General features: G+C 56.9%; 34 protein-coding genes and 1 pseudogene. 13 read left to right on the top strand and 22 right to left on the bottom strand.

Going from position 1 to position 26,626, the window contains the following annotated elements; translation table 11 throughout:
- Positions 1 to 25: 25 nt before the first annotated feature.
- The 10 genes from JQ574_RS32880 to JQ574_RS32835 form a co-directional block, all read right to left on the bottom strand.
- On the bottom strand, positions 26 to 628 hold the full coding sequence (locus tag JQ574_RS32880; protein WP_212214989.1) for an ATP-dependent Clp protease proteolytic subunit: 603 nt from the start codon (positions 626 to 628) through the stop codon (positions 26 to 28).
- Between the two features lie 17 nt (positions 629 to 645).
- Positions 646 to 771: an LPXTG cell wall anchor domain-containing protein gene (locus tag JQ574_RS32875; RefSeq protein ID WP_212214987.1), complete on the bottom strand. Its 126-nt coding sequence runs from the start codon at positions 769 to 771 to the stop codon at positions 646 to 648.
- A gap of 235 nt (positions 772 to 1,006) precedes the next feature.
- Positions 1,007 to 1,189 (bottom strand): hypothetical protein, encoded by a 183-nt coding sequence (locus JQ574_RS32870; RefSeq protein ID WP_212214986.1) that lies wholly within the window; start codon positions 1,187 to 1,189, stop codon positions 1,007 to 1,009.
- Positions 1,190 to 1,227: 38 nt separating this feature from the next.
- Complete coding sequence (locus tag JQ574_RS32865; protein ID WP_212214984.1) at positions 1,228 to 1,548, bottom strand: hypothetical protein; 321 nt, start codon at positions 1,546 to 1,548, stop codon at positions 1,228 to 1,230.
- Positions 1,548 to 2,039: a hypothetical protein gene (locus JQ574_RS32860; RefSeq protein WP_212214982.1), complete on the bottom strand. Its 492-nt coding sequence runs from the start codon at positions 2,037 to 2,039 to the stop codon at positions 1,548 to 1,550. Before JQ574_RS32860 ends, JQ574_RS32865 begins: the two co-directional genes overlap by 1 nt.
- Before the next feature lie 54 nt (positions 2,040 to 2,093).
- Complete coding sequence (locus JQ574_RS32855; protein ID WP_212214979.1) at positions 2,094 to 2,399, bottom strand: hypothetical protein; 306 nt, start codon at positions 2,397 to 2,399, stop codon at positions 2,094 to 2,096.
- A 218-nt stretch (positions 2,400 to 2,617) separates the two neighbouring features.
- Positions 2,618 to 2,947 carry a hypothetical protein gene (locus JQ574_RS32850; RefSeq protein ID WP_312014772.1) on the bottom strand — a complete coding sequence of 110 codons (330 nt, stop codon included), beginning with the start codon at positions 2,945 to 2,947 and terminating at the stop codon, positions 2,618 to 2,620.
- A gap of 17 nt (positions 2,948 to 2,964) precedes the next feature.
- Entirely contained in the window at positions 2,965 to 3,333 is a 369-nt protein-coding gene (locus JQ574_RS32845; protein ID WP_212215045.1) for a hypothetical protein, read from the bottom strand.
- Positions 3,334 to 3,781: 448 nt separating this feature from the next.
- On the bottom strand, positions 3,782 to 3,952 hold the full coding sequence (locus JQ574_RS32840) for a hypothetical protein (RefSeq protein WP_209841672.1): 171 nt from the start codon (positions 3,950 to 3,952) through the stop codon (positions 3,782 to 3,784).
- A gap of 230 nt (positions 3,953 to 4,182) precedes the next feature.
- Positions 4,183 to 4,542 carry a hypothetical protein gene (locus JQ574_RS32835; protein ID WP_212215043.1) on the bottom strand — a complete coding sequence of 120 codons (360 nt, stop codon included), beginning with the start codon at positions 4,540 to 4,542 and terminating at the stop codon, positions 4,183 to 4,185.
- Positions 4,543 to 5,188: 646 nt separating this feature from the next.
- On the opposite strand from JQ574_RS32835, the gene JQ574_RS32830 reads away from it, so the two are divergent.
- Both JQ574_RS32830 and JQ574_RS32825 read left to right on the top strand, forming a co-directional pair.
- Complete coding sequence (locus tag JQ574_RS32830; protein WP_212215042.1) at positions 5,189 to 5,491, top strand: hypothetical protein; 303 nt, start codon at positions 5,189 to 5,191, stop codon at positions 5,489 to 5,491.
- Positions 5,492 to 5,604: 113 nt separating this feature from the next.
- On the top strand, positions 5,605 to 6,015 hold the full coding sequence (locus tag JQ574_RS32825; protein ID WP_212215041.1) for a hypothetical protein: 411 nt from the start codon (positions 5,605 to 5,607) through the stop codon (positions 6,013 to 6,015).
- A gap of 187 nt (positions 6,016 to 6,202) precedes the next feature.
- Here JQ574_RS32825 and JQ574_RS32820 read toward each other — a convergent pair whose 3' ends face one another.
- Positions 6,203 to 6,406: a hypothetical protein gene (locus JQ574_RS32820; protein ID WP_212296457.1), complete on the bottom strand. Its 204-nt coding sequence runs from the start codon at positions 6,404 to 6,406 to the stop codon at positions 6,203 to 6,205.
- 444 nt (positions 6,407 to 6,850) lie between these two features.
- On the opposite strand from JQ574_RS32820, the gene JQ574_RS35940 reads away from it, so the two are divergent.
- Both JQ574_RS35940 and JQ574_RS32815 read left to right on the top strand, forming a co-directional pair.
- Positions 6,851 to 7,084, top strand: a complete 234-nt coding sequence (locus JQ574_RS35940) for a DUF6894 family protein (protein ID WP_409363450.1) — start codon at positions 6,851 to 6,853, stop codon at positions 7,082 to 7,084.
- 400 nt (positions 7,085 to 7,484) lie between these two features.
- Entirely contained in the window at positions 7,485 to 8,267 is a 783-nt protein-coding gene (locus JQ574_RS32815; protein WP_212215039.1) for a triacylglycerol lipase, read from the top strand.
- Positions 8,268 to 8,935: 668 nt separating this feature from the next.
- Here JQ574_RS32815 and JQ574_RS32810 read toward each other — a convergent pair.
- The gene (locus JQ574_RS32810; RefSeq protein ID WP_212215038.1) at positions 8,936 to 9,094 is read right to left on the bottom strand and encodes a hypothetical protein; all 159 of its coding nucleotides are present in this window, start codon (positions 9,092 to 9,094) and stop codon (positions 8,936 to 8,938) included.
- A gap of 133 nt (positions 9,095 to 9,227) precedes the next feature.
- Here JQ574_RS32810 and JQ574_RS32805 point away from each other — a divergent pair, with 133 nt between their 5' ends.
- Entirely contained in the window at positions 9,228 to 9,464 is a 237-nt protein-coding gene (locus JQ574_RS32805; protein ID WP_212215037.1) for a hypothetical protein, read from the top strand.
- Between the two features lie 1,429 nt (positions 9,465 to 10,893).
- On the opposite strand, the gene JQ574_RS32800 is transcribed toward JQ574_RS32805, so the two are convergent.
- Positions 10,894 to 11,046 carry a hypothetical protein gene (locus JQ574_RS32800; RefSeq protein ID WP_212215036.1) on the bottom strand — a complete coding sequence of 51 codons (153 nt, stop codon included), beginning with the start codon at positions 11,044 to 11,046 and terminating at the stop codon, positions 10,894 to 10,896.
- A 233-nt stretch (positions 11,047 to 11,279) separates the two neighbouring features.
- Positions 11,280 to 11,447: pseudogene (locus JQ574_RS35385) on the bottom strand (Ku protein); the annotation flags it as partial.
- Positions 11,448 to 12,187: 740 nt separating this feature from the next.
- Between JQ574_RS35385 and JQ574_RS32795 the strand changes: the two are divergent.
- The gene (locus JQ574_RS32795) at positions 12,188 to 12,352 is read left to right on the top strand and encodes a hypothetical protein (protein WP_212215035.1); all 165 of its coding nucleotides are present in this window, start codon (positions 12,188 to 12,190) and stop codon (positions 12,350 to 12,352) included.
- A gap of 737 nt (positions 12,353 to 13,089) precedes the next feature.
- Here JQ574_RS32795 and JQ574_RS32790 read toward each other — a convergent pair.
- Positions 13,090 to 13,893 (bottom strand): outer membrane protein, encoded by an 804-nt coding sequence (locus JQ574_RS32790; RefSeq protein WP_212215033.1) that lies wholly within the window; start codon positions 13,891 to 13,893, stop codon positions 13,090 to 13,092.
- Between the two features lie 448 nt (positions 13,894 to 14,341).
- Here JQ574_RS32790 and JQ574_RS32785 point away from each other — a divergent pair, with 448 nt between their 5' ends.
- The 3 genes from JQ574_RS32785 (at position 14,342) to JQ574_RS32775 (ending at position 16,555) form a co-directional block, all read left to right on the top strand.
- The gene (locus JQ574_RS32785; RefSeq protein ID WP_249119760.1) at positions 14,342 to 14,644 is read left to right on the top strand and encodes a histidine phosphatase family protein; all 303 of its coding nucleotides are present in this window, start codon (positions 14,342 to 14,344) and stop codon (positions 14,642 to 14,644) included.
- Positions 14,645 to 14,792: 148 nt separating this feature from the next.
- A complete protein-coding gene (locus tag JQ574_RS32780) occupies positions 14,793 to 14,996 on the top strand; it encodes a cold-shock protein (protein WP_212215054.1) in 204 nt (67 codons plus the stop codon).
- 392 nt (positions 14,997 to 15,388) lie between these two features.
- The gene (locus tag JQ574_RS32775; protein ID WP_212215031.1) at positions 15,389 to 16,555 is read left to right on the top strand and encodes a sensor histidine kinase; all 1,167 of its coding nucleotides are present in this window, start codon (positions 15,389 to 15,391) and stop codon (positions 16,553 to 16,555) included.
- A gap of 84 nt (positions 16,556 to 16,639) precedes the next feature.
- On the opposite strand, the gene JQ574_RS32770 is transcribed toward JQ574_RS32775, so the two are convergent.
- The gene (locus JQ574_RS32770; protein WP_212215029.1) at positions 16,640 to 16,918 is read right to left on the bottom strand and encodes a hypothetical protein; all 279 of its coding nucleotides are present in this window, start codon (positions 16,916 to 16,918) and stop codon (positions 16,640 to 16,642) included.
- An 887-nt stretch (positions 16,919 to 17,805) separates the two neighbouring features.
- Here JQ574_RS32770 and JQ574_RS32765 point away from each other — a divergent pair.
- Positions 17,806 to 18,288, top strand: coding sequence for a hypothetical protein (locus JQ574_RS32765; protein ID WP_212215027.1), 483 nt, complete (start codon positions 17,806 to 17,808; stop codon positions 18,286 to 18,288).
- Between the two features lie 878 nt (positions 18,289 to 19,166).
- Here JQ574_RS32765 and JQ574_RS32760 read toward each other — a convergent pair.
- Both JQ574_RS32760 and JQ574_RS32755 read right to left on the bottom strand, forming a co-directional pair.
- Positions 19,167 to 19,547 (bottom strand): hypothetical protein, encoded by a 381-nt coding sequence (locus tag JQ574_RS32760; RefSeq protein ID WP_212215025.1) that lies wholly within the window; start codon positions 19,545 to 19,547, stop codon positions 19,167 to 19,169.
- A gap of 283 nt (positions 19,548 to 19,830) precedes the next feature.
- Positions 19,831 to 20,055, bottom strand: a complete 225-nt coding sequence (locus JQ574_RS32755; RefSeq protein WP_212215023.1) for a hypothetical protein — start codon at positions 20,053 to 20,055, stop codon at positions 19,831 to 19,833.
- Positions 20,056 to 21,688: 1,633 nt separating this feature from the next.
- Between JQ574_RS32755 and JQ574_RS35935 the strand changes: the two genes are divergently transcribed.
- The 3 genes from JQ574_RS35935 (at position 21,689) to JQ574_RS32740 (ending at position 22,623) form a co-directional block, all read left to right on the top strand.
- Positions 21,689 to 21,823, top strand: coding sequence for a DUF2934 domain-containing protein (locus tag JQ574_RS35935; protein WP_409363449.1), 135 nt, complete (start codon positions 21,689 to 21,691; stop codon positions 21,821 to 21,823).
- 56 nt (positions 21,824 to 21,879) lie between these two features.
- On the top strand, positions 21,880 to 22,062 hold the full coding sequence (locus JQ574_RS32745; protein WP_212215021.1) for a hypothetical protein: 183 nt from the start codon (positions 21,880 to 21,882) through the stop codon (positions 22,060 to 22,062).
- A 285-nt stretch (positions 22,063 to 22,347) separates the two neighbouring features.
- A complete protein-coding gene (locus tag JQ574_RS32740; RefSeq protein ID WP_409363448.1) occupies positions 22,348 to 22,623 on the top strand; it encodes a septal ring lytic transglycosylase RlpA family protein in 276 nt (91 codons plus the stop codon).
- A 5-nt stretch (positions 22,624 to 22,628) separates the two neighbouring features.
- Here JQ574_RS32740 and JQ574_RS32735 read toward each other — a convergent pair whose 3' ends face one another.
- The 4 genes from JQ574_RS32735 to JQ574_RS35930 all read right to left on the bottom strand — a co-directional run bounded on the left by JQ574_RS32735 (position 22,629) and on the right by JQ574_RS35930 (position 26,127).
- Positions 22,629 to 23,408, bottom strand: coding sequence for a transglutaminase family protein (locus JQ574_RS32735; protein WP_212215019.1), 780 nt, complete (start codon positions 23,406 to 23,408; stop codon positions 22,629 to 22,631).
- 856 nt (positions 23,409 to 24,264) lie between these two features.
- On the bottom strand, positions 24,265 to 24,687 hold the full coding sequence (locus JQ574_RS32730; RefSeq protein ID WP_249119759.1) for a hypothetical protein: 423 nt from the start codon (positions 24,685 to 24,687) through the stop codon (positions 24,265 to 24,267).
- Between the two features lie 588 nt (positions 24,688 to 25,275).
- Complete coding sequence (locus JQ574_RS32725) at positions 25,276 to 25,467, bottom strand: hypothetical protein (protein WP_212296455.1); 192 nt, start codon at positions 25,465 to 25,467, stop codon at positions 25,276 to 25,278.
- A 168-nt stretch (positions 25,468 to 25,635) separates the two neighbouring features.
- Entirely contained in the window at positions 25,636 to 26,127 is a 492-nt protein-coding gene (locus tag JQ574_RS35930; RefSeq protein WP_212215047.1) for a septal ring lytic transglycosylase RlpA family protein, read from the bottom strand.
- Between the last annotated feature and the right edge of the window lie 499 nt (positions 26,128 to 26,626).

Raw genomic sequence — 26,626 nt, 5'->3', positions numbered from 1 at the left:
GGGCCGGGGCGCAGAAGTGGCGGTTTCACCGTTCCTTGTAGTGATTGATATCCGCTCCCATCAATCGAAGATCATTAAGGCTAAGCCAGGTCACATCGCCGGGCGGCGTGTTTACCATGCGGCGAATGATCGACGAGGGGACAGTCAATTCTTCTGCAATATGGGCCATCGCCATAGTTGTTTTGCGAGACTCGGTACCATTCTCTGACGCGGCATGCACTCCAATGCGGGCGCGAACATATGCATACTTTGTTTCCCCTGCCGCGAAGATGAGAAAGCAAGCCGATGCGCAGGTTGCGTTTTGCCCTACGTTCGTGGACACTTTTGCAGACCTGACCACGTCTGCCAACCGGACACCTTCTAGTAAGTTACCTCCCTCCGAGTTCAATCGCACCGAGGTCACCAGTTTACCCGCATCAGTAGCCGCCTTGATGCGCGTTCTCAATAAGTCAGCATCACCCGGCGCAATATTGCCGGAGATGGAAATTTCTACATGATCGTCGTTGAGATTAAGGGGCTTTATCTCGGCGGCGGCGGCGACCGACACGCTCAGTGCGAGTAGTCCCGCTACAAGCCCGCAAACCGCAATTCTCCACTTTTTCCGCTCGCAGCAAACAAGGGGACTCATTTCTTCGCCTTCACTTCTCAATCAGGATTAATCGCGGCTTGCTTGTTCCGGGTAAATGCAAGACCAAGGAATCCTATCGCCACTAAAAGAGCCCCCGCGATCATTAGCCAGTACGGCAACTTGATCGACGACAGCAGATCCATTTATTTCCCCTTCCAGTGGGCAGTCGCAAGGAGCTTATCGGAAGAGTCTGTATGTTCGGTCCGCTGTGTTCGCCGCAATGGTGGTACCTCAACGTGGGTATGAGCACTTTTTGATCCTGCCGGCGCGAGGCTGGTCGCGCCTCCGCGCAACGGTTTATGCTCCTCCCCATGGGGCGGGTAATTTCATTCGTTGGTCGACGGGCGCTAGCACTTTGGGCTGCGCCCCCACACCTCGTTATCCCGACCGTTCGACTTTGAGCAGGTAATACAACCCGTTGGCCTTGGCTTGCTTTGCTGCACTGGTTCCGGACTTCATCTCTGTTGGGATGTGGGTAGCCCCTCCTGTAATTAAAGCGGCCACGGCCGACCAAAGACCGCCTGTCATATACCCGGCGGCGACGCCTGGAACGATCTTCATAGCTGACCGCCTAAACCAACCGGAGTTGCGCTTTTCCATCACCACCCGAAGTTCGTCGAGGCGGGCGCGATCTCTGTTCTCACAAAAAACTCGGCGTGTTTTTGGATGTTTCCGGCGTCGCGTTGCTGCATGAGGCCGCTGTTCAAGTCTTTGGCGTAACCCAGCATTGAACCTCGAAACGATCTAAGCTCAGCCGCGCTCTCGGCCCGAAACTCCATGAGATCCTGCGGCGTTAACACGGGAATTTCCGGTAGGAGTAGCCTGATTGATAAAATCGACAACATGCCGACCAACGCTTCAGCGTCATTGATGGGCGAAGCGGTATCAGAGAAAACAGGCAGATCAGGCGCATCGTTCACTAAAGGAATTCCGGTACGGGAAGACTCGAAAATGGCGTTAGCGAACTGATGGAAAGTTCCGCGATAAGCGATGCTGACGTCGCTCCCGGGCAATCCTTTGCTGTGAGCGGCATCAATACTTGGAGTGAATCCTGGAGGGGGTGGCCGCAGATGCCGTCATGGATTGCTGCTATGGTCTGCTGGGGATATCGCTTGTCTCCGAAAATTTTCGAGCCGTCCTGCTCGAATTCGCAGAAGCCTTTCAGATCGGGGACGTGTCTTAGAAACCTCAGAATTCCGATCAATTGCGCCGTGTCGTAATCCTTCTCCCATTCTTTTAGCCGCTCGATTTCCCTATCGACGGCCTTCTGGTCGAAGCCTTCAGCGGGTAGCGATGCGCCTGGAAAGTAGACTTTGTCGAAAACGAACCCCATCAGCGACAGGCTCGCTTGGTTGCGAGGCACCGGATGGGAGTGGTAAATGGCATCGAGCCTTAGAGGGTCACGGTTCATGGCGAGCAATCTAGCACGGCGCCCGCGGAGGTAGCCATGGGAGTTATTCGCTTTTCATTTGTCTCGTTTCAGCCTGCGCCTTCCCCAATGATGCTCTTTGGCGTTGGGATTGAACTGCCGCACCTCGTGGCGGTGGATTGCCTTCAGCGTCGCCATACGCGCCAAAAAAATCCAGGCAGCGCCGCGCTCCGCGGCGTTGGTCAGCATCTCAGCGGCAGTCGTCACCGCGGGCATATCGCGTTCTGATTTCGGGACGGTTTCGGCGAGATAGACGATCGCCTCGCGCAGCGTGTGAAGCTGGTTGCCGTCTGGCGTCTCGATCGGTTCATCGAACTTGCGTTGCCAACCACCGTCAGTCACTGGGTGAACTTTCTCGATCTGTATGTGAGCTGACGCACAGTGCTCGGTCGCGATAGGTCAGACAACGCGGTTTCCCGTGGATGGAGGGTTCAGCCATGACCGAATCTGCCAAGCGACGCATAACAGTTGATGTGATAATCCTAGCGGTGGGAGCGGCAATCTTGATCGTTTCTGCCTTTGTGGGCGTGCTATAACTGAAGGGGCGGCCTTTCGCGGTCTCAGGCGAACAGTTCGGCCCCGGCCGGGGTGAACTTCACGAAGGTGCCGCTCTCGTGCAGCAACAGCCACCCCAGATCAAGGCCGGCCTTGTATTCGGTCGGGCTGGCACCTTCCTTGTACAGCATTGGCGCGTTGATCTTTTCGATGTGAATGCGGCCGTCCTGGATGGCGTCCGTCGCATTAGCGATCTCTAGGAGCTTGCGCGTGGCCTTCTCTGGATCCGCATAAGGTCGTTCAGTCGAAAACTTCATCTCAGCATGCCCCCATAGCGCCGCGAATCCGCAGATGACTACCATGGCAATGATCGTGCGACGGCCGATCCGATTCAAGTTTTCCACTCCCTAATTCAGGCGGGCTCAGGATGCGCCTCATTAACGTGTGCCGCGGCGCTCGCTACATCGATCGAGGAGCCACACAAACAGCGTGCCCATCCGCTGGTCGATTGCGTCGGCAGAGCTAGGCCACCCTCATGCGTGCGATACTTCCAGGCAGTCCAGGCGCGCTGGCGGCGATACTCGTTGAAATCGGCTTCCGTGCATTTCGGGAGGTAGTCTTTCCGGGCGACATCGAAGCCCGCCCGCGCCTCATCGAAGCTCGCCGCATAGCCGGAGCGGTTATGCCCGCGGTGAGATGCCGGGTAGAAGCCGACGTCCCATCGCCATTGCTTGGCGTGCACCGGCAAGCCCGACTGGACAGCGATGGTTCCGACCTGCACGTCACCATAATAGACGTGTCAAGCGTCGGAGCGGCCGGGGTGAGGGCGGCGGGTGAGGGTGGACATGGGCTATTGAAGCGCGGGTGGCCGGCTCCGGCAAACTATCAATACGTGGTGGGTCGGAACGCGATCGACCCACAGCGCGTCGTATCACCCGTTCGTCGAGGAATAGGAACGGATTGCTCCGGCTTTGGTTCATATTGTGTACCGGAGGTTCACATGGATAGAGAAACCAAGCGCGAGTTTCTAATCATGGTTCTAAGCGCCACGAGCGCCATCCCGCTCGCCGCAGCAGTTGTTTTGGCCCTGAGTTACTAGGGTCACCGCCGGTAGACTGGCCCTGGTCATTTGGGTTGATGCCCCCAACTGAGACGGCCTTACTCACGCAACGGAATCAGGGTTTGGGCTTCGCCTTAAGCCCCCAGCTCTAGGGTGCTGCGGGCATTGGCTAATAGGTCAGCACCATCAATCGCTGCACAATCGCGCCGAGACAAACGAGTACAACGAGCAACTTGAGTAGATTCGCAAGCTTGGCGTCGGGTGCGAACTTTTCAATCGCCCAAAAGCAGATCGCGCCGACCACCACGATAATCAAAATCCCGATCAAAAGTGAAATCATTGTGCCCTCGTTGTGCTGTCGATTTTCATATAGCCTTCGCCTTCAGTCCGTCGGATCTCGACTTCGGCGCAATAATCGCCTGCTCAATTCTGTTACACAGGTCACAGCGATATTGAATGATGTCAATTCCCTCACGTCGGGGGAGCTTTTTTCGAGCCTCATTGTTTGATTGCATACGATGCAGCTAATAAGATCGATCAGCGGGCTTTTGTCGTCGTTGCCCGCCGTGCTCACTTCCCCTTCGCCATAGCGCAGCCTTTTAAAATTGCCTCTTTGTAAACGTCTTTCAGAGTTGGATCCGCAAGAATATCCTCGCCCGCGTTGAACGTTGTATCTTCAGCCCATTCCGCGCCAGGCAACGATTTAGACAAAGCAGCAGCGCTAGTTGCGTAAGCCACGCGGGCGGGAACCGGCGAAGCCGTATTCATTTTTCGTCCCTTGTATGCGCTGGCTGCATCTACCTCTTCAGCTAGCTTCTGCCACTCTTCGGCGATCTTGAGCCAGTTCGGCTTATCCCCTGGCAAGCGGGCTTGCAGGGAGCGCTGGCGGCAGTCGTCAGCGTTGCGCCGATATAGTTCGGCATCGCTCATTTCTACGCCTTCAGCCCCACATCGTTAAGACAGCCAGACATGCCGCGCCGCCCCAAACGACTGAAAGGCCAGCGATCAGCAGATATTCAACAGCGTCAAAATCGCGGGCTTTACGCATCGGACACCTCCTCTGCAGCTATTTCCCTTTTGACTTCAACCCCAAATCGACCAGCCGGCGGATGGCTTCGGGACGAGTAAGGCCTGGATCTTTCTGCTTCGCACTCCAAGCGTCAATCGCGTCAAGCTGGGGGTCGTGCATCTTGACCAGAATGCCAGTCCCGGGACCCGTCGTTTTGGGGCGCCCGGGCCTTTTTGCGATATCGCGAATTGACTTTGCCATGAATTCAAGATATCGCAAAAACAAGCCGAGGGGAAGGTACGAACTTCCGCCCGGGCTCTAACCCGGAGACCAATGCAGGTGACCATCCAGGCTGAAAGCGTGCATAGCACGCCACCCACAAACACGTCCGCAATTCTGGAGAAGACGACTAGCGCCCCCGGCGCCGTTCAATTGTCTTCACGTCCACTGATTCCCACCAGCCATCCTGGCGCATCTCAGCCCACCTCCGGGCGGGACGAACCGGAGCCCAGGTCTCTGGGTTCTTCCGACGGGACTGGGTCACCAACCTTGAGCAGGAGGCTCCTGATGAATCTGCTTGTTACAGGCGCCGGCGCGATCGCGTCGGCCGTTGCGCTGCCATCGTCCTCGCTAGCGGCACCATCGCGCGTTCGGGATGCCGTCGAAGTCGCCACGTCCGCGGTAGAGCCGGAAGGTCGCGTCCCCAGTATGGCCGAATTGCGTAGCTGGCCGTTCGATTATGGCTCTTTCCCGGAGTACCCGCCGGAGATCTTTGGAAAGCTACCGGAGGGATTCGTCCTCGAAGATCAGGGGATCGAAATTCATTGTTTTGGCACCGCGAGGCTATCGACGTCCTTGGCCGACCGATAGATGACTACGAAGAGCTATCCGCCTACTGCGCAGTCAAGAACAGGATTTTGGGGGCCGTTCTCTCCGCTCGCCCGGCCACGCCCGGTCAAGTAGCTGCCCAGCTTAGGGCCGTCGTGGCCGAAGTCGATTCTCTTGAAAATGGCGGGACCGTGCCTGTGTCGATCGAGGAGGTTTTGGACGTGCACGATATCGTCAAACTTTCAACGGACCTGAACAGAGCGACTGGGCCGATCACTCCCAAGAAGCATGTTGGAGCATTTCAACGTGACGGCAAACTCACGCGCGAGGGCCTGCTCGCCAGATACCAAAGCTTCTTGGTCCAGGAGCTCCAAACGGTGAGCCGGAATCTTTATGGTGAGCCGGATTTTGCGAAGCATCTCGTACTTTACGACCGTGCGGTGCAGGAGCGCTGCAAACCGGCAGGGGGTTGCGAAGGTCCATTTTTCGATGAAGGGGCGCTCCCGGACCGCGCCCGTGCGGTGCTAGGTAGCTTGGAGATCGATACTGAGATCGCCGACGCCTAACCAGGCGAACTATCAAATAAGCCCGGCCGGTTCACGCCGGCGGGCTCTCGACTAAATATTAACCGCCAGCCGCTAAATTCGAACCAATCGCGGAACGGACCCCAAAGCCCCCGCGAGAGTGATGCGTAAGGAAACCCGCCGGGGGCAGTTACCGGCGGGTTTTTCTTTGCCCGCGAAAACGGAGCCCTTATACGAGGCTGACAACGGCGAGAACAAGTTCGGGGCCGAATTCGCTCGATGCCAGCGCGATCAATGTTCCGGCACAGATGGCTAAAATGGCGGTGACTGTGAGAGCAATCATTTTGAATCCCCTGTTGTCAGTGACGAGGAGAGACTGCTCCGGCTTCGTTTCCGGACGACTGCGTGGGGGAAGGCAATCGGTTTCGTTCACCGAGACGTTATCTTCCGTAGGAATGTCGAAATGAGCCGCCCATGAAAAACCCCGCCCAAGCTGGCTGGCTGGGGGCGGGGTTCATTTCCAGAAAGATGCGCCCGGGACGGAACGCAATCAACATGATGGGGAGGGGCCGTAAAATGGAGCGGAACAATTCCTGACCGGATCGCTTAGTTATGCACGACCGAATGGATGCAACGTCCCCCCCGCGCTTCATTCGAGGAAATGTCGGCCCCAGTGTTCGCCCACCGCGCACGCTGGGGCCGTTCTTTGGAACTCCTAAGCGCCCCAAGAATCGAATCTGCGCTCCCGATAGATTCCTCAGCCCCCGACCAGGAGAAAACCCTGGCGGCCTTTGGTGCAGCGTGGCGTTCTCCGCGCCGGGGCCGTTTGCGCGCGCCGCTGATCGGAACGAAGTAGTGATTCGTGGTTTGGCTTGGCATGGGCCTGTATTTTTTTGACATCCAAATAGGGGACGCGCCGCGTTCTGTTGATGAGGAAGGCGAGCGCTTTCCCGACCTCGATGCCGCTCGAGTGGAAGCCGGCTTGGCACTTTGCAACTTAGGACGGGATTTGATGCAGTCTGGTCAGACGGTATCGCAGATCACGATTTGGGTCAGAGACGAGCGGCGAGGTAATGCTTGCCACGCTGGAGTTCCGTGCCGACTGAATTGACCAAATTCAGGGCGCTGCGGCGATTGCACTCTACAGAGCTCGTTTCCATCATCGTCGACCACGACAAGTCAACGAGGAGTTTCCCCGAAGCTATCGCATTCGCAATCAGCCGCGTCTTGGCGAATTCTCGCTGGAGGACCTAATTCTTAGCAGTGGGGGCTCCTAGGGCTTTCCAATCCTGAGCCCCAACTGAACGAAAAAGGAATAGATGGCGGGGACGATGGCGCTGTGTGTTCTGGCGTACGAGTTTTTCGATCTTCGACATATGTAAGTCCTCTATGATGCAATGCAACATTTGAGGATGCGTTCCGTTCCTATCAGTGCCTGCCGTTTTGTGAAGCCTACTTGGAACAACGGATGGGTCAGCAGGTTCTCCTTGTGCAACGCAACAAGGAACAAAATGCCAGCTGCAACTCAGTCGTTTCGTCCGCCATCTAAGATTCTTATGATGCTTGAAGGGCGGCGCGCTCTCAGCGGATTCGGAGCTTTTCTGGGTGCGCTTCCGATTTTAAACTTGGTCCCAAAGGGGGACGGACATCCGGTGTTGGTGCTACCCGGCCTCATGGCCGGTGACGACTCCACATTACCGCTGCGCAAATTTTTGGAGGGCCGTGGCTACAGGGTTAGTGGCTGGGGGCTAGGCCTAAATCGTGGTCTTCGCGAAGGCGTCCATGATCGCATGCTCAATTTGGTGCGTGAACTTAGCGACCTGCACGGTGGAAAAATCAGCATAGTCGGTTGGAGCCTTGGCGGGATTTATGCGCGGGAACTGGCAAAGATATTGCCGGATCGCGTTCGTTCGGTGATTTCGCTGGGAAGTCCCTTCGGCGCCAGTCCCAAGTCCACAAATGCGTGGCGAGTTTATGAGTTCGCCAGCGGCCAATCGATTGACGACGCGCAGGATGTTGCGGTTGCGCCACCAGTTCCTACAACGGCGATTTATAGCCGCACGGACGGAATTTGCGCGTGGCAGGGTTGTGTAGAGGAAACCTCCGCTCAGGCAGAAAGCATTGAGGTGCAAGGAAGCCATTGCGGGCTGGCCGTGAATCCAGCAGCCGTCTATGCGGTCGCCGACAGATTGGCACAGCCAGAGGGAGGCTGGACCCCGTTTGATCGCAGTGGATGGCGAAGTCTCATCTTCCCCGATCCCTCGCTGGGCGCGCTCAAAGCGAGAAATGCATGAGGAGCACCTGAGCGATTGGTAAATCCAGTGGGGGGGCGAAGTCGCGGCCGCGCCAGTTCGCAAGGGCATGGAAGCAGACTTATGAATTGGGGGCGTTGCCGTCGCGATTGGCATAACGTTCGTTACAGCGGTCGTCGCCTACCTTGCTCTGAGGTTTTTCGCGTCGCTAACTTAGGCCAATTGGGACTGGGAGCAGTTATGACTGATGAGCATCAAATAAGCGCGATCATCGCAACGGCGTTACTCGATAGCTTTGGCGACCATCCCGAGCTTAAGGTGGAGTCTGAGGAGGCCAAAATAATTGCGAAGCGCATCCTTGGAGCGCTTGGGGATGCTGGCCTTCAAGCCACAGTGACGGTGCCAGCACGGCCATAACTTTGAGCGTCAGGCCGCGGGGTCACAATCATCTCGTGGCAATTCGCACGGACAGAAAGTCCAAGGGGTCGCCGAGAAGCAGCGAATTGATAGTTTCCATCTTCGATACCTTCGAGCCCTTGCCGGCGACAAGGATCGGGGTCGTCGATACGGAGATCGAGAAGACCGCGCCCATCGAGGTTGAGACCGCCCCGGACGGAGGCCGCGACGATCGCTCGTTCGGATGCAGGACATGCGAATGGTATGAGAACGTCGGAAGTATTTGCGCCGATCGTTCGGCGTCTTCGCCGAGGTCAGCCGGCCTTCTTTCCGTCCTGGTCCTGCAAGATCCGGACGAAGTCGGCCATGCTGGATTGGTCCCGCTGCTCCCCGGCGCGCGAGGTCGATGACGGCTCGCTGTTGGTCTTCGCGAGCCTCAAAATCCGCTGGATTACCTTGGTGAGCTGCTGCATGTGATGCCTAAAGATTAGCAAGTTGATCATACGCGCAGGCTTTCCAAAAGTTCCTACCAGTTAGCGAAATAGTTCTTCCCCGGACTGCCTCATTTCCGCTTATCCTGAGCGGGCAGGGCACCTTAGGAATCCCATGAAAGATTTGAAAGCCGAGCTGGAGAAGCTTCTCGTCAACGCTGAAGATTGCGAGTTAATCGCCCGCCTCGCGACCGACAAGGACAAGCGGGAAACGTTCAGCCGGATAGCCAAGCAGCTCCGCGGCATGGCCGATGAGCTGAAGGCCGAGATACTTGAGCGGTCAAAGAAAGCTCTGGTAAACGGGCACGCGGCGCCGGATGTAGACGCTCCCGAGCAGCGCCGACAATCATGAATCGCAACGCTTGGACCGATGAAGACAACGCGAAGCTGAGGGAACTCGTCGCAATGGGCGTCTCGATGGCCCGAGCCGCAGTTATGTTCCGCCGCACCATAGACGCCGTTCGCAGGCAGGCCCGGGTGATCGGCACGCCGTTTCGCGTGGCACCGTGAAGGGAAGGGCCGCCATCCCGCCAAGCCCGTCGGCGGAATGAGTTGGCTTAGTCGTCGATGGGATTGCGGATAGGCCCGACTAGGAGGCGGTACGAGGGGACCCACGCCGTATTCCATGTCTCCATGGTCTGGCCGCGCACTGAGCACTGGAAGCAGTCCACTTCGCGCCGGGGCGCCATCGCCTCGGTCCGCCGGTAGATAGCGCCGCATGTGCACTGCCGGTGCTGGTCCATTGGGCGGCTATGTACACTTTTGAACATGATTTACCTAGTTGGCAGGCTTCGTAATCCCAAGCCTTTCTTCGAAAGAAGGCGGTCGCATTCCTAACCCGTAGCGACACGCCGGACTTATGTTGGCGCGTATAGGCATGATGCTTGACGGTGGACGAAAAACATTATCTCCAGCCGGGTGAAGTGATTCAAGAAAGATTAGCTGAACGCAAAGAGCCACCCGTGTCAGGCGGCTCTTGCTACGCTCATTAGCTTTTGAAGTTACTCGCCGAACGCTCGACTAGCCAGGTTGGCTAACAAGCGTCATGCCAGTGAGTGGAGGTGCCTTAAACGCGTCGGGGGCGGCCCCTTCTGCTCCTGCTCCAGCGCGCGCCACGCAGCTTCGATGCGCTTATAGCGTCTCTCGGCGGGGGTGCCTTGCGATTGGCTCAGCAAGCTCTGCCCAGTTCTCGGCGCGCTTTAGGTACTCTTGGACTGATACATGGCGATGCCTGCTAGTGGGTGTTGGACTCCTGCCACTTCTCCAGGTCGATATCCGGCCGGTCGGGATCGAGTTGCTCCTTCTCGGGATTGCCCTTCCACGGCTCGTCCGTCTGGCTTGTGCGTTCCCCGGTCGGACTGCTGCTTCGGATCCTGCACCGGCGAAACCGGGGTAGGGGGCGTGTTCTCTTTGGGATACTGCTTTTCCATGGCCGATAACGAGAGAGCCCGCCGCAGGCTCCTATTCGGAAGCAACCATCGCGCGCGCCCGACGCTCAGGCTGCATGAAACAGATAGCCCCATCCTTGGCTGGCCGCCGCCATCATGATCGCCCGGTGGGTCGGCGAGGGCGCCGTCCACAGCGCTAGTGCTTGGTATAGTATTTTTCCTGAATGAGGAGGCCGCTCACGTCCGGCTCGTCAACTCCAGGGTCGCCCGCCCTGTTGCATTCGCACGGTATGCCGGCGCCGCACTCGCAGCCCAAACCCTTGTCCCATGAAAGGGCCGGGTGGTTCCCGCAGACCCAGCCCAGGCCGAGGCAGATGGGGCAGTTCTTGTTCATCAAAGAGTGTGAGGCGTCCGCAGGGGATTTGACTTGTCCTCGTTGCGCAGCTCTCGGAACGCCGCCTGCGAGAACTCGGCTTCGCGGCCTTCAGGCTTGTCCCAAATCTGATAGGCACGCTCCACCACTTCTTGTTCGGTGGGCTCGGACATGATGCGAAACTCCAGTTGGTGCACGGCCAGTCCGATCCCGTTAACGGCGGACCGTGCACAGGCCACCGACTGAGGAGACAGGGCCCGCATAATAATCCCAACCACTAACGTTGGTTCCTAAATCGGGATGTTCCTGACTCGAAAAAATGTTTCGAGTGAGCAGCATGAAATACAACTGGCCCTTGCTCATCCAGAGCCGGCTCTTGATGACGCGGTGGACATCGCGCTCGATTATCGTCGAAGTAGTCCGACGCATCGCGGACCTCATAGGGATAGCGCAGGAGCATGCCCATCAAGCCTTTGTCGCGGGCCTCAAGCGCGTTGACATGCTCCCGGCTGGTTAGCACCACGCGGGCAATTGCCACTTGATCAAGGGATCGGATAGTTTCTCGAATAACAGCTTATGCGCACCTGAGTTTGGTGCCCCCTTGAGCCGTGGATAGCTGCCAGTCTTCACTGCACCGGGGCCGCCCCAACCGCCGGTAACGGCGGTTGCCACCCGGGGTCAGCTCACGGCACGATTATCGCAACTAGACTGAACTTTCGAACTAGTTCCGAGTATCTCAGTTGGCAGCTTGAGGACGAAAAAAAGGTCCCAGCGCCTAAGGGGGACGAGCGCTGAGACCGTTTGAGTTGCGATGTCTAAATCCCATTAGTCGGGTATTGTATCTCGGTCCGATTGCCACTTGTTCCCGGTACAAATACCAACTTTCCCGAATTTCCTTTCCGACAGTGAACTCCGCTGTTAGGTTTTCGTTTGGCGCTCGCCATACCGCCGCCCGTGAGCGCTTGGTCGGAGATTTTTCTCTGACACGCCCCCGTCGCGCTAGCCCCCGGACGGGGGTTTGGGCCTTTTCTCCAGTACTTGGCAACCCGCCAACCTCGCGATCACACGGATTTCGTCAAACAGGCAAGCGAAGCATCATTGCAACGGCTGTGACGCCGCACACGATGATCGCTATAGTGATGCCGACTATAAGACCGGTGCTTGGCATCGTTCACGGATCCTCATCGGTAGGGCGCATCAATGCTCTACAAATGCTTGCGCAACTTGGCTGGGCAAAAGATATTGCCAGTTTTTCCCGTTGTTATGGAACTCCGCCTTTTATGAGGCGTTGCGCAAGTAGAAAGAGGTGGCGACATGAATGAAGGTGCGGAATTAGCAACCGCTGGTTTGGTCGTGGCATTTGCGGCTGTTTTGCTGGTCGCTTCGCACCTTTTTATGGAATCTCAGTCTGCCAAGCATCTCGTCAAAGGAGCAATTGATCTAAAAATAACGACCAATACAATCGCGAACTGGCTATGACCCGGGAGCGGCGAGGGAAAGCCGATGAGCGCAGGTAGCTGATCGCGCGGTGAGAGAAACAACAAACGTCTCTGCGCTTCGCAGTGCCAACTCGGATATAGGTCCCACCATAGTTTGAGGTAAGAAGTGGCACAGAGCTGCTACCCGACCACTCCCGCCCTGGCCTGTGTTGCTATTGTCGCGGCCCTAAACGGCAAAGGCCGCCAGTCTTTCGACTGACGGCCCCGACCGGGTTTCAAAATATACGACATGAAAAAACCCTCCTCCCCGGCAGAAGGTGAAAGCGTCGCAACGCGCTGAAGTTCCTAAAAAGCTGACAGCGGTGTGTCCTAAGGCGCCATGAACGGTCATGACTCGAACTTCGTAGTGCTTCGGAAGAGGTCCGAATTAAGCCAGCACTACTGCTGCGGTACCGTCCGTATTTTGCCCTTGGGCAAGCTTGGACGCTTTGTTGGCCGAAGCGAAGGCTCGCTTCGCGCTCGAGTACCACGCAGAGGCATCGCATTCTCGTGCGGGGCGACCGCCGCGCTTAAGTCCCAAATTGAACAAACCACTCTAACCGCGGGCCAGCAGGCGTCTTCGGCTCAATCTCTCGGAGCCGACATCATAGAGTCTGGAGCGCTTAAGCGCTCCCGTCGAATTTGGAGCTTTTGGATAGCTGTCGAAGCTTTCTGAGCCAGTCACAACGAAAGGGCTGGGGTGCGCCAGCCCTTTAATCAGCCTGAACAGATGTCAAGTCAGAAACGGTAATTGAGACCGAGCTTACCGGTATGGACGCCGGGGTCGCTATGAGCACTGGTAAAAGTAGCAACCGGAGCGCAGAAGCCGCCTGTACAGACACCGGTGGTATTATAGGTCTCGCGGGCCGCAATGTAGAGATACTCGCCTTTAACGCTCCAGTTACCGGCAAACGCCCATTCCAAGCCGGCGCCTGCCGCCCAGGTCGTCTGAGTGTGACTGTTGCTGAGGCTCGCGCTCGTCACGCCCACCGTCGATACGTAGTTATGGTTCTTCTCGACAAACGCGACGCCGCCCTTGCCGTAGAGCAGCAGCCGATCAATTGCGATACCCAGGCGGCCCGCAATAACGCCGTAAACGTCACCAATACGGGTAGAATCGAAGCCGCCCGGGGACAGGGCGGGGGGCGGCGCGTTGATATCGCGAACGGAGCTTTGCAGGTGGAGGTAACCTACTTCGCCCTCAAGGCCAAAAACCCACTGCGATCCAGGCGCCTGCCAGTTGTAGCCGACCGTGCCGCCGCCGATGAAGCTGCTACCCAACGAATAGTCGTTGGGGGTGGTTACGCCGGCAACTGTAAACAAGCCAAAGCAAGCTGCGCCAACTACGGTACACGGTTCAGTCGATCGAGCATTACGGTCGCCGGTCGCGCCTCCGACGAATCCGCCGATATAGAATCCGGTCCAGGTGAAGATAGGCGCAGCCATCGGCGCGGCTTTAACAGGCATACGCATGTCTGCGGCCATCGCAGGTGCAGAAATGACTACGGCCGCCGTCGCCAGCGTCAAAAAGATCGATCGCATTTGAATCACTCCCCAATCATTAGTTGAGGAAGGTTAGGGGATGAGAGGCGCCGCTGCTATGGCATGCATGCAACAGTCCCGCAAAAGTTGCACTGCCGACTGGGGTTCCGAGATGCGTCACGAACGGATCGGCTATTACATCCTGAACGGTCGCATCGCACAATACGCGCCCGGGAAATGGACAGTACATGGACGACAAAAGAGCAGAACTCTACTGAGCCCCGGTGGCAAATTTATCCGCGCGGACACTCTCGGTCGGATCCTAGCTCACTGGCGCTCCCTGAGGCGGCCTGACAAGGAAAAGCATTTCGTCAAAAATGACGGCGGACTGTACGTCGGCGAAGAGATAGATAATCTACACGGTAGAGATCGCTAGAAAATGTATGGCAACATGCTGTGATACTAACTGATCTTTGCTTTCGGAACCTTGCGGAGTTGGAGAACCGAAATGATAAAACGGTCAATGATTTGGAGCGCTCTGTTTTTGCTGAGTGCTGTTCCAGCATACGCATTGGATGTTCAAGCGTTGTTGTCCTCTCTTAAACAAGGGGGGCTTGTCATTGTAATTCGTCACGCTGCGACAGACGACAGTCAAAAGGATGTTTACCCGCTGAACTTCGGTGACATGAAAGCTCAGCGGCAGTTGAGCGAAAAAGGGCGCGAAGTAGCGCGCCAGATGGGGGCGGCGTTCAGAGAATTGGGCGTTCCGATTGGCGACGTTTACACTAGCCGTCTGAATCGGGCGGGTTGAGATGGGCAAGTTGTTGTCCGGCAAAGAAGTCGTCGGCGTCGAGGCAGCTTTTGGAATAGCCCGCCGACTCAACCCGGCGGGTTTTTCTTGCGCGCTTAGCTGCGCCCCATTTAGGATCGCGCCGGGGGCGATACACTGGAGAACGAACGTGGCGATAGGTACTGTGAAATGGTTCAATCCGTCCAAGGGCTTTGGTTTCATCCAACCCGACAATGGCGGAAAGGACGTGTTCGTACATATTTCGGCGGTGGAGAAGGCTGGCTTAAGCAGCCTCAATGAAGGTACGAAGGTGAGCTATGAGGTCGTGGCAAACCGCGGCAAGGAGTCGGCTGAAAACCTACGGGTAGGGTAGTGTGGCCGGCGAGCGCCAGCAGGACACCGAGGCAACAGATTGCCAGCGAGTTCTCGAACTGGCTGTTGTGCAGCGTGCGCCTGGCGGATGCCCCTCGCTTGGGCTTTGCGATCGCCGCCGGAGAGCGGAATGTTGTTGTGCGCGGCGACATGGCCATTTAACCCCGCTCCCGATGGGTCTACGAATGACCCCAGCCGTTGTAGCGTAGATTGTGCGTCCCCCTAGACGGAGTGATAACTAAGCGGCCGAGTGGCAGACGCTGGCTACCAAAGGCAAAAAAAAAATCCCCAGCGTCTGCACAAGCGTGGCACGCGTCTGTATTCTATTTCTCGGGATAACGACGGCGATCAACGATCGGGGGCACTTTTTGGGAAACAGAATGTTAGAAGCTGATGGAAGAACGTCCATGCGAGGCAAGCGAAGATGGCGTGCTGGATAAGCTCCGGCGGCATGTTCGCATTCTGGTCGATATTGGGCGACTGGCGGGTGAGAACGCCGATTTAAATCGCTTCCTGGAACAGACCGTCGTCCAGATTGCCCGGGCGGTGGAGATCCACCATGTAAAGGTTCTGCAATATCGTCCGAGCACGTCAGATCTCCTCCTAGCCGCCGGTGTCGGATGGAAGGAAGGCGCTGTACGCTCTTCCACCTTCACCATCGATCTGCGTTCTGCGCCCGGGCGGGCATTTCAGACGGCTGAGCCAGTCAGCATCAGGGATTTCCGCGACCAAGACGAGTACATTGCGTCGGATTTCCTGAAGGAGCACGGAATCGTCTCGGTGACGAACGTGCCGGTACTGATAGATGGCGCGGCCTGGGGTGTGTTGGAGGTCGACAGTACCACGCCAAGGAACTTCACTGAGGATACGACGGATTTTCTGACTGCTGCTGCAGCCCTTATAGCGACGAAGATTCGCGGCAGAGAACGGCCGGAAGAAGCACGCCTAATGGTTGCCGCCGCCGAGGCCCAAAAGCGAGAGGTCTTACTTAGGGAAATGCAGCATCGGGTAAAGAATAACTTTCAACTCGTTCTGTCCTCCATTTCCATTCAGAAACGTAGGTACGCAGAGGAGGGGGCCCACCGCGCGCTGGATCACGTTGCGAGCCGCATCCATGCGATCTCTCTCGCTCATGATCAGCTTTCGTTTCGGGACGAAGGCCAAAACGTCCGGCTCTCCAATTATTTGCGCGCTCTTTGCGGAGCGATCCGTCAGCAGGTCGACGGTGTTGAGGTTGAGGTCGAATGCGACGAGCTCGAACTAAGTATTGATCGCGCCTTGCCGGTTGGCCTCATTTTAAATGAGACTGCGATGAACAGTATCAAGCATGCATTCGGCCCGGAGGGCGGAAGGATAAGCGTGCGCCTGGTAGGAGGCATCGGCTATGGTGAGGCCCGTTTGACGGTATCCGACAACGGCCGCGGCATCCAGAATTTTAACGAAAACGGATCTGGCCTCAAATTGATTGCCTCGCTTGCACGTCAGATCGGCGGCGCAGTTGATCAGGAAAGCAGCGATAGGGGGACGACAACCTCGCTCACGTTTCCATTGATGACGTGATATTCAAGCATCGTTCGCAACGCGATCACGCGATGCCACATGTCCGTAAAGATGCAAGTGTCGCTGATCGGATAAGTGCCGACTTCATCGCTTAATACTTAGTTCAACCATTTCATTCGAGAACTTGCGGAACATTGCGATCCGCTCTTTTGTGAGCTCTTCAATGACGCGGAGTAACTGAAAGGGCGACCTAATCGACGCAAGCCTCGGTCCGAATTCAAGCGCAAATTGCATGTTGGCTTGTGCCATTTCCAACAGCTTTGCTTGAAAAGCCCGCACTGTTACCGTGGCTGAAGAAAAATCAAAACCTTTCTTTAATTCCGTTTCGCTCATGATGTGTTTGACGGAGTCCTGCAGTGCCATCGCCGGACTCTCAAGCTTGCTGCGTTCGCGACGTGACGAATTCCGGAGCCGGCGTTCGTTTGGAGCAGCTAAACGTCATGACGAAACGCGAGCGCGGCGATCTAATTTATGGGGTCGTCGCGAGTGCGCTCGTATTTGTGTTCATGATCATCATGATTTTCTCGCGATGATGGTTTCGCTTGTCGGAGTTTACGCAACGGCGCGCCGGCCCAGTGTCGCTTGGTCTGGCGAGACGCTGACTTCGTCGGCGTCGCGTTCGGGACCTTACCTTTGGGATCCAAAGCAGTTGCCGGTGGAATTCGATCTGTCGTTCGATAATTTTCGGACGGTTCGCCGCCATGGCGCCGTATGCCTGGTCGCTGAATAGCGAATACTAACCCAACGTAACCCCATCGCCTCGCTAGGTCTTGGAACCGGGGCCACCGGCTAAACGTTGTCATAGCTAGAATTCCAAGCTGCGCAATTACGCAGCAGGCGGAGTAAGACGCATGGATACTACCACACTTCTCATCATTGTACTTCTTGTTCTGCTGCTTGGCGGCGGCGGCTGGTACGGCCGAGGACGCTGGTACTAAACGTTAGCTCGATCTGTTGTCGATCTCTCAGCGGGACCAAGACGACTACATGATCCCCGATGAGTGAAGGATCGCTGCATCGATCAGCGACGGCTTTGAGCACCCGACGGCAAGCGGGAACGCGCCGGTTCCGGTTGCAGTCGGCTAAAGGTCGAAAAGCCGAGATTAGCTAAATTCGTCAACTTCTTGTTCACCAATAATTGCCAACCTGATCGTCGCCTTACCGGGCTTGTAATTGCGTAATCGAAAAGCCGCCCCCGATCGTCCCGGAGGCGGCTTTTTTGTTTTCATCCGGGGCGCGCGAGACCGCACGTGAGTTTTCAGATCACGGTTTTGAAGGTGTTGGCCGGTCAAGTTGATGGGCGAGCAACTCTCGCCGAACTCACGCGACAGGTTTCTATTCTCATTTCCAGTGGCCCCGATTGGACCGATCGAACCAAACGGCTAGCTGCGCTTACGCCCGGCCTAAGCATCTTCGGTTCGCATTTTGTGACTGTCGATGGTGGCGGTTGGCAGATTACCGACGCGGGCCGGGCGTTTCTATTGTCACTCGAAACTCCAGCCTCGGCGATGTCCGAAAAGCCCTGCATTACTGCGGACGTTGTGCGGGCATCCGTTACAGCACACCTCGAACCGACGCCCGAGGCTTCGCCGCCGCCGTATGAAGGTCAACAAGTGCCCGAAGTTGCTGCACCACAGCCCATCTCTCAGCGATCCACGATGATGCGCCTGATCGGCATCAAGAGACGAGTCAAATCCTCACCTAATGCGGGACGAAAGCGGCGGTCACGTTAGCCGCCCCACGATGGCTCCCTTGCAAGCGTGACGGTTAACGTTCCGTCCGCATGTAGGAGCCCTTCTCAGAATAAAGATTCAATGGCGGATCATCGGCCAGGATGCGGGCAACTTGTGTCTTCTCGGGTCTCGTTTGCTGCGGACTCCAGAAGCCCCACACTTTCGAAACCTTCGGGGCCGCCGCCGCGAGATGGCTCGGTGCAGCAGTCAGTAAGATCAGTCGCGTGACCAAGACTGCACATGCGGCAGCGCAGGTCGACCATCGGACAGATTGCGCCAGATCAATGTGGCGAACGATCTTGTCGATAGCCGTGATAATCGACCGAGCGATACGGAGGGGTGCTGTTGAGGTTCCTACCAGAGGCCCCGGTACCCTCAGCCACGCGCGCATTTACGAGCTCTAACGGCACCGCGTTATCAGATCGGGCCGCCAACCCCGCGCGGCCTGGCACGGTTCCGTCCCAACCCTAGCCCACTACCGAGACGGGACCGTGCACGCAGCGGCGCCCACTGATCTGACCCTCAAACGCCAAACGAGTGCCTGATTTGTCGCAGCATCGACATGGTGCCGTCGGTGTACTTGCCATTGCAAACGTACTGATCTAGGTGCGATGCACCAAGCACCAGCAAAACTGCAATCACGAAGCCCTCGAACATAGTGGGCCTCCTATGGAGACCGGCAACCGGGCAGGTCGGGTTAAACTAGGAATTCGCTATCGCTCGAGCGACCTATCTGCAATGGCGCTAGGCTGACATCAATTCGTAGCAAAACCTTAAAGGGCGAGACGGCCCTTTGTGTCATAGAACCTGACGTATGCCGCCCTTCATCGACATCACTTCATGCCGCCGATCGAAACACGCGAGATGGTCGGTCGCCGCTAAATCGATCGTGGCGCCACAGAAACGGCGAGCCCGTCCGCTAGTCGATTGCGTCGGCAACGGCGGCTGGCTTGATGCATGGCGTATTTCCAAGCCGTCCAGGCGCGTTGGCGCCGGTACTCGATGAAGTCACCTTCGGTGCATCGCGGGAAATAGGCTTTCCAGGCAGATTCGAAGCCGGCCCGCGCCTCGTTGAAACTTGACCCATAGCCGCTACGGGAACGACCGCGATGTGATGCCGGGTAGAAGCCGGCGTCCCATCTCCATTGCTTGGCCTTGACCGGCAGCCCTGACTGGACCGCGATCGCGCCGACCTGAACGTCACCATAAAAGATGTGCCAGCAGTCGGAGCGTTCGAGGGCGGCGGTGAGCTCGAGCATGACCCATTGGAGCGCGCACGTAGCGGCTAGGCAAACGACCCCAGCGCTAGGGTTCGTAACTGCCGCGGCATACTCGGGATTGCGCTGTATCTTCAGCCGGAGCTGGACAAGCCGAACTGCTTTGCTCGTTTTCTGTACCGCCGTTGCAATCGAGCATAGACAGCTTGGCGTGTTCGATTCAGTTCAACAGCTATCTCGGCGGCTTCCTTTCCGGCATCGAGGAGCTCATCAAGCTTCTGCTCCCCTTCGGAGGTCCAACGCCGTCTCGCTGGACTCGGAGCTGTCATTTCTTTGCCTTGGGCGGGGCTTTTGTGGGCGGTGGCGCTGCAGCCTCGCGCTCCAGCCGCTCGGCCTTGAGACGCTCGCGGTTTTTTGAGAACGCCTTTTGCGCCATCTCGTGCTCTGTCATTGCCTTTTCGGCGTCGACCTGTCGGAATGCCTTACGCGCTTCGCGCTCCGCTTTGCTGATCGGCTTCTGTGGTTCAACTGCGGCCGGTGTCTTCGTCATTTCTTAGCCTTCAGCCCCATTTGTTGCCCTTTTACGCTACAGAATCGAGCAGGTTTGGCAGCGGCGGCATCTGGGCGCGTAGTCAGGTTGTGGATCAGGATTATTCGCGGCTTGTCTGTTCCGGACAACTACCAGACCAAGGGAGTCAATGGTCACTAAAACAGCTCCCGCGATCATGAGCCAATGCGGCAAGTCGATCGACAACAGCAGGTCCATTTAAGTATCCTTCGCTCCGCTGGATGGCGTCTCGCGGATCGGCCTAGGTGAATGTTTCGACGGTTTGCCAATCAAGATAGGTGTATGGGCTGGACCAAGCATAGACGTCGGTCTGGCAAAACTCACATTTGAAGCGGCCGCTCGCTCCTTGAGTCTGAGGCCTTTGAGTGGTCTGATAGCCTGCGCCGCACTGCGGGCAAACGAATATGACGATAATCGGAGGACGCATTCATAGTCTCCCATGGCGCGATTTGACTACCGCTTCGAAGATAATTGAGCGGCTCCGGGGCAGCTTCTCGATGGCCGCAGTAGACGCAGTAAATTGTACGCTTTCGCGACCACAGTGCCTTACGCTCGTTAGCCACCATCGGCCACTCGCCGCACTTTTGGGCACGCCATCAATAGATCCTCAGGCTTCACCCTCTGTCCTCCCGAATTACCAACGAAAGGCGGAACGAGTCGTTCCTGCCGAGTTACCCCGGCCGAGCGTTCTTCGGACCTCGAAATTATCCAGGCAGTGGCCACGGCGGCGCGCCGCGCTCGCCGGTCCCGTCGCGCTATTGCTCAGCAGTCCAAGCGCCATGGTGGCGCCAGTCATCGAAATGGGCGGGGAGTGCGCGTCGGCAGGTAATCGGTCCATGCGGCTTCGCAGGCTTTTGCGAGCCGCGGCGTAGTTTTCGGCCGTATAGCCATCGTGCTTGATCTCATGCAGCCAATTTTTGGAAGAGGGGACCTTGGTTGCGCGCGTCGGGATGCAGGGTTCGGACGACGATCTTCGCATCACCCTCTATCAGTATGGCTTGAGGTGGATTGCGCCCGGGCTCGGCGTTTTCTAATTGCAGAGACCGATCGTGTCATAGCCACGGCTACTGAAAGTGAAGACCTGCCGCTGTCTCGCAATTCAAGCAGCCGGCGATCATTCCTCCGTCCAAGGCCTGTTATTATTTCTAACCATCGCAAGTTCTAAGGCGTCTTGCAATTGACAGGCTGAGGCGCGGTTGCCGCCCTTGAGGGGCGGGCCCGCCAGTCTGCCGTTACGAGAATGCCTTGCTCGGACTCTTCAGCCAGCTTGTGGAGCAAGCGCGCTTTGTCCTGGTCGGGTTCGATGAGCGCTAAGCGACGGTATTTTACGGCTTTGGGATTACTCATGGGCAATTCCTCACGCAACAAAACAACGATCGGAAGATAGGAAGCGCGCCGACAAAATGGAGTCCTTCTAGGTGAGGAACCTGAACCATTTCCGGCCCGGGCCGTCTTATTGGACGGAGGTTGGCCATGGATTAGCTTGAGGACCCCCGCGACCTGGAGCGCAAGATTGAACAAGCGAGCCGTATAGCCTCTCGGGTAACAGACCAGACGACCTATCAGCGGCTTACCGCTTGAGTCGATCAACTAAGACAGAAACTGCAAAAACACCTTGCTGCCAGGCGATCTAAGGAAGAGATTAGAGCGCGCGCTCACGAACTATGGGAGGCACGGCCGCCCGGTTGGCCGGGACGAGGAGTTCTGGCTGCAGGCAGAGTCGGAGCGCGGGAAATCTCAAGACGAGTAGATCTGGGTGCGCCTTACGCCCTGACCGGGGCGATTTGCGCACAAGAGGAGGTCGCGATGTCAGTTCCCAAAAAGCCTCTGAAGTCCGGCGATTTTCCGGTCAATGCCGACGGCAAAAAGATCAAGAAGCAAGACGGCGTTCCGATTGCAGACACCGATGATCCGGCTGTAGCTGACGACATTGCCGAACGTCTTAACGACGACGAAGCCAGGCGCGAAGAAGATAGGTGGTCGGCGTGACATCAAAGGCGCCGATTCACGGGCTTTTACGGAAGAGGCCGCCAACCGAGCCGGCCTTACTTCGGGCGCGGAGGATGCGGCTGCCTTGGCGGGACGGCAATCCGGGGCACGAACGCGAAGCGCGTTGGCTCCGACAATCTCGATGGTTCCGGCGGTCTGTTCAGCCTCAGAAGCCATGAGGCGAGATACGCATAGCGCCGCCTAAGCGATTGCGGGAACGTTTCCTCAGGTCTGGGAGAGGTTCGTCCATCCCCCGATCATGCGCGCTTCAAAGTTGCTAAACGGTTGAGACCGACAAATGAGGCGGCCGACGGCGCACACCGGACCCTGCCTTTCGGCACGGTGCTGAAGGTCCAGAGCGGCGGCCGGTCGATCCAGGTCACGGTGACCGACCGCTGCCCGTTCACCGGCGCGTTTCTTGATATATCACCGGCAGCCGCAAACGCGCTTGGCTGCCGCTGTACTCATCGCAACGTGACCGCGACTGTCATGCAAATGGGATCGGGTGAGACCGGCGTCGCCAGCCGAAGCCGTCAACGCGGACCAAAGAGCGTGGCTTAGCCTGTTCATGGCGTCCTCGAAATATTAATCGTTTGACGAATTACCTGACATTGTTTGTCGGAGGTCAGGAATGCGATGTCGGATGCGTCACGGCCGCTTCCTATCCGCACAATGCCTTCGATCGGTGCAAGCCGTGTGGGATCGATAAGCCACCAGCTATCCTCGATGTAAACTTCGAAGATGGCGTGAAAGTCCGGCGGATCCAGTTCAAGTGCATAGGCGCTGACGGCTCGGGCGGGAATTCCCAACGCCCTGGTCAATGTGATCCCTAGGTGGGTGAAATCGCGGCAGACTCCAGCCCGATCAACAAACGTCTGTTCGGCGGTGGTCTGGGCATCGCTCGCGCCGGCGACATAATCGACGTGGCGATGGATCCATTCTAGGATCGCCATGATCCGAGCAACGCCGTCGCCAGCACTCGAGAACTCTCGTTGCGCAAATCGCATGAACTTGTCGGATGGACAAAAGCGGCTTGGTAACAGGAACGGCAGCACCTCACTCGGAAGCTCGGACCACACGTGTTGTAAACCGGATTGAGGAAGCAACCGTCGGAGATGGTTTTCAACCAAGGCCACGTATCGGATAGTTACGTCGCCGGAAAGGGATGCCCGAATACTTCGTTCTCCATAGGAAGTAGTGTCGGAAAGAAACCTGGCCGGCGGCTGGATGTCCAGCGATTCCGATAGAATGATTTGATCGCCTGTTCGCGAGGCTTCCAGATTCGCGATGACCTGCGTATCAGCGACGAAATTGTAGACAAGTTCGGCCTCGATTGAGAGCTTCATAGAATCCTCAATATCAGAAAGGGAAGTCGTTCACGACAAGACTTGCGCCGGAAACCATGGTCGCTTGGCTTCGTGATGTCGAGTTAGAAATAGAGACAGACAGGGGTCTCAGCAGCAAGGGAGTCGGACTTACGTAATGTCACCGTCGCACCGTCCAGACGTTCGAGGCAGGTTCTCTCAGCGCCTAATGGAGGGAGGCTAGATCGACGGGCGGCTTTGCTGCGGGTTGCGCCGTCAATTTGGCGCCTCCCCAGGACGCGACATGACAATGCCGCAGGCTTTGCCAACGGTGGAAACAAAGAACTTGCAAAAGCGGAACCCCCGCCGGTCTGGGAAGACGGCGGGGGTCATGCAGGAAAGATGGTACGAGGCTAAAGCTCGGAGTCTCTAGGTGTCGCGCCAAGGACCCGCAGATGGATCGAAGCGCGGATGCTAAGTTTCAGCAAGGCGATTTGGTGAGCAAGCCGCACAGTATTTCAGCGTTGATGTGTTGGAACAAAAGATCCGTAAAGCTTCGCGTTCGATTGCAACGAAGCAGTTGCCGATCTGCTGGTGGGGATGGACAAAGCCTCTCCGAATTGGCGGAGCTGACGGCTCGTTCTTAACATCCGATGAGAATGGCAGGTTCATACCGACCTCGTTGCTTCCGGCTTCGGTCCTATGGAAACATACACGGCGTTGGAGCGCGTTAATTTTGTAGTGAAGCTGGTGGCACCGCGGTCCGGAATATTTCCCGTTCAAGGCCTCTCCATTGAGACTGGTGGGCGAACCATTACTGGCGTTCGACCGGATCCGTCACATCCGTCGAACTGATCGAAACTAAAAATCTGCAGCATCAACCGCCTCACCTGCATTGTTACCTCGCATTCGCAAGCGAAAGGCTGCTTCTTGTGACGACAGCATCCCATTGACGGTCTTCCGCGGCAGGATAATTGATCAAGACGCAGTTCATGTATTCGTTGGCCCGGTTGCAGCGGTTATACCAGGTCCGCCCATTTCGAATGCTGGACACTTTGTACTGGATACCGGCAGGCGGCCGCCTCTTCGCAAGAAAAGTGGCAGGTGAGTCATTCTCAGGATTGGGAACGGACTGCACGGTCAGATCTGCCCGGTGGTCCTTTGTAAAGAAGCGCCGTCCAGTACTGCCATCCGGCGGGCCCGCGTCCTCTGTGAAAATAGTCACCGGAATATCTACTTTCGCTCCGGTTTCGAGAATGATGTACTTTCGCCATTCGGTGGTGTCCGCAAGGACCGCCGCCGGAAGGAGGGTGACAACCAAGGAAACGAGCAGCTGGTGCGGGGAGAGAGGTCACGAATCGTGATTCCAGGTCGACGCGAATCGCGACGAGGTCGATCCATGGTGGGCCGTCTGAAGAGTGACCAAGGTAGGCTTGCCGTCGTGCACCCAAAACGCCGGCTCAAGCTACTAAGAAAACGACCGCCCGAAGGCGGTCGTGGGAGTGCGTTGATCGGTCAGCAGTATGGCTGCCGCCTACCGGGGAAAAATAGGTTCGGGATCAAACTTTCTCGTCCGATCGACGATAGCAGTTGTCCAAGACTAGTTGCCTACAAATTAAATTTCAATTCTGAAATGGAACAGTTATTTTGATGAAGTTGCTCTTGCTACTCGCGCCAGGCGTTCTGGTCGATCGGCGTCTCGAACGGGTCCTCAAGTCACATGGTCGCCACCAAATCGACCAAAGGATCGCCTTGGACGAAGGTGCGAATATTGCACCGATCGCAGAGATCAAGCCGACCTCCGGCCGTGTCGCAAAATCGGCCCGTGTCGAGTGGGCCGTAAACCTCGGACGTCATGAAGCTTTCGTCTGCTTGCCGGCCTTAGCTATTCTGCTGTTCAAGACAACGACTACCAACTTGTCTGTTCGGTAGTATGCAACATTGGGTGCGGTCGGCCGTCGAGTTCGTCCATGCCAATGCCCGCTTTACCACTGAAGAGCGGACATCGACCGACGATGACGGGGGATGTCCGTTTATAAGCAATCCAGAGATTGTGTAATTGTGCATAGGCCGCGATCACCGCGGCCTGATTCCAGCGCATTTTTGTTTCCGCTGCTGGCACTTTTGAGACATGCCCGCCTATCCTGAGAATGTCCGTTCACCGGGGAGTCGCCGTGGTCCGGCCAAGCCAAGGCGAATGACAGGAGGACATCGGCCTGTAGCGCGATCCATTTTCTTGCTGCGAGACTTTCCGCTTAGCAGACACAAGCTAAAGTACCTCAGCGCAAACCTGGGCCACGCCGCGATCCGTAATTCCTAAACTGCGCGCAGCGCCGAGCGAAAGGTCGAGGACGCGGCCGCGTACCCAAGGTCCCCGGTCGTTGATACGAACCACTACGGACTTGCTGCTCGCAAGATCAGTTACACGAACTCTAGTACCGAACGGTAGTTTGCGGTGGGCAGCGGTCAGTGAATGCCGAATGAACGGGGCACCGCTCGCTGTTTTTCCTGTCGGATATGAATAGTAAGAGGCTTTTCCAGAAAAAACCCGGTTTGAAGGTCGAGGGGCTGAGCGCTCTTCCGGACGACGAGCCGTCTCCACCCCGGTCGGGGGTTGCTCTAGCGGAGGATTTTGTCTGGTCTTGTCGTGTGTCTCGGGTGCCGGTTCTGCGTGCGCTTTTGGAATGATAGACCATCGATCAATGAAGGTCTGTGCTGAAGCAGAATCTACATCTATGCACAACCAAGCCGGGACTGTCATAATCGCGACTATTCCCAAAATCAGGCGCATGGACGGCCTCCCAAACAAATAGAAACAAATGTAATAACGCAAGCTGTTGAGGCTCTGTTCCTGTTATGCAGGAATGAAGGGATATATACCGATGCTTCCAACTCCTACAGTTTGGTGTTTTAGGCGCACCGCAGCAACAAACGCCTATTTCCGAGGGTATTGCTTAAGTGAGAGTTTGTTGTTCCTGATCCACGTCGATGGAAGCGAGATTTAGATCAACCACGACTAGGCGCGACACCTAAGATCCCTCCATCAATTAGGCATTGCTCCCGGCCTTACTGCACGCGCGCTTATCTGTTGGCGCTTTTCGGACCTGGCGCCCCTCGTCGGCGATGTCCGATGATCGAGTAAGAGCAGAAGTCACGGCAGGCTTTCAAGGTGACGCGACTGACCCTGGCTGTGTGAAAACGCCGCTGCTTTGCTATTATTCTCTCGTGATTCTGCGGGGGAAGCTGATGCGGCGCTTCGT

This window comes from Bradyrhizobium sp. AUGA SZCCT0158 (assembly GCF_018130065.1).
Lineage (GTDB): Bacteria > Pseudomonadota > Alphaproteobacteria > Rhizobiales > Xanthobacteraceae > Bradyrhizobium.
The sequence above is the reverse complement of the archived record's forward strand: the minus strand, read 5'-3'. Positions and strand labels throughout refer to the sequence as shown.